Origin of the sequence: Streptomyces sp. NRRL B-24572, assembly GCF_002156145.1 — a bacterium.
In the GTDB taxonomy this organism is placed as follows: Bacteria; Actinomycetota; Actinomycetes; order Streptomycetales; family Streptomycetaceae; genus Streptomyces; species Streptomyces vietnamensis.
In genome coordinates this window covers 1-1,326 of the sequence record NZ_MWIG01000982.1, presented here as the reverse complement: position 1 = coordinate 1,326, position 1,326 = coordinate 1, and the positions used below count along the sequence as shown (strand labels likewise).

Sequence of the window (1,326 nt, the reverse complement as noted above, 5' to 3'; positions counted from 1 at the left end):
CTGGACACCGGTCGACCGGCTGCGGGGAGCCGTTCGTCTCCGCCGGTCGACCGGTGTCCAGTCGACGAGGTAGAGGGAGCGCCGGTTCCGGTCGCCGGCGGCGGTGAGGGCGCCGGGTGCCAGGGCGCGGACGGTGAGCGCGTCGGCCGAGAGGACGGCGGCTCCGGTGGGGTCCCAGGCGGTCAGTGCCACGGTGTCGGCCGCGGAGCGGGTCAGTCGGACGCGCAGGGTCGTGGCGCCCCCGGCGTGGACCCGGACGCCCGCCCAGCCGAAGGGCAGGACGACCTCGCGGGGGCTCTCGTCGTCGGGGCCGGGGACGATCAGCGGGTGCAGGGCGGCGTCGAGCAGCGCGGGGTGCACGGCGAACGCGGCGGCGTCCTTGTGGTGGTCGTCGCCGAGCGCGACCTCCCCGTAGAGGTCGTCGCCCAGTCGCCAGGCGGCGGTCAGGCCCTGGAAGGCGGGGCCGTACGCGTATCCGGAGGCGGCGAGGCGGTCGTAGGCGCCCTCGGTGTCGACGCGTTCGGCGCCGTGCGGGGGCCACACGGCCGGGGCCGGCTCCGTGGTCCCGCCGCCGGCGGCCAGCTGTCCGCCGGCGTGGTAGGTCCAGCCGGCGTCGGGGTCGTCCTCGCGCAGGGCGTGGAGGCCGACGGTGCGGCGGCCTTCGGCGTCGGGGGCGGCGACGGTCACCTGGATGCGGACGCCGTCGTGCGGGGGCACCACGAGGGGGACGGCGAGGTCGAGTTCCTCGACGAGGTCGCAGCCGACCCGGTCGCCGGCCTGGACGAGGAGTTCGAGCAGGGCCGTTCCGGGGAGCAGCACCGTGCCGGACACGGCGTGGTCCGCGAGCCAGGGGTGGCTGTGCAGGGACAGCCTGCCGGTGAGCAGGGTGGTGCCGTCCTCGGCGGACTCGACGACGGCGCCGAGCAGCGGGTGGTCCAGCGGTTCGAGGCCGAGACCGGCGGCGTCCGCGGCCTGCTCCGGGGCGTCGAGCCAGTACGGGCTGTGCCGGAAGGCGTACGTGGGGAGGTCGGCCGGCGGCAGGTCGGAGGTGCCGAGGACCGACTGCCAGTCGACGGGCAGGCCGTGGGCGTGGGCCCGGGCCAGGGAGGTGGCGAGCCGGACGGGCCCGCCGTCGTCGCGGCGGAGGGTCTCCAGGACGACGGCGGTGCGCTCGGCGGCCTCGGCCAGCTCCTGCACGGCGGAGGTCAGCAGGGGGTGGGCGGTCGGTTCGACGAAGACGCGGTGGCCGTCGTCGAGCAGGGCCCGGACGGTGTCGGTGAAGCGGACGGTCCGGCGCAGGTTGCGGTACCAGTAGGCGGCGTCGAG

At 76.9% G+C, this 1,326-nt stretch carries 1 protein-coding gene; it reads right to left on the bottom strand.

Going from position 1 to position 1,326, the window contains the following annotated elements; genetic code table 11:
• A partial coding sequence (locus tag CCN56_RS39165) for a polyketide synthase dehydratase domain-containing protein (protein ID WP_143664797.1) occupies window positions 1–1,326 on the bottom strand: 1,326 nt, incomplete at both ends.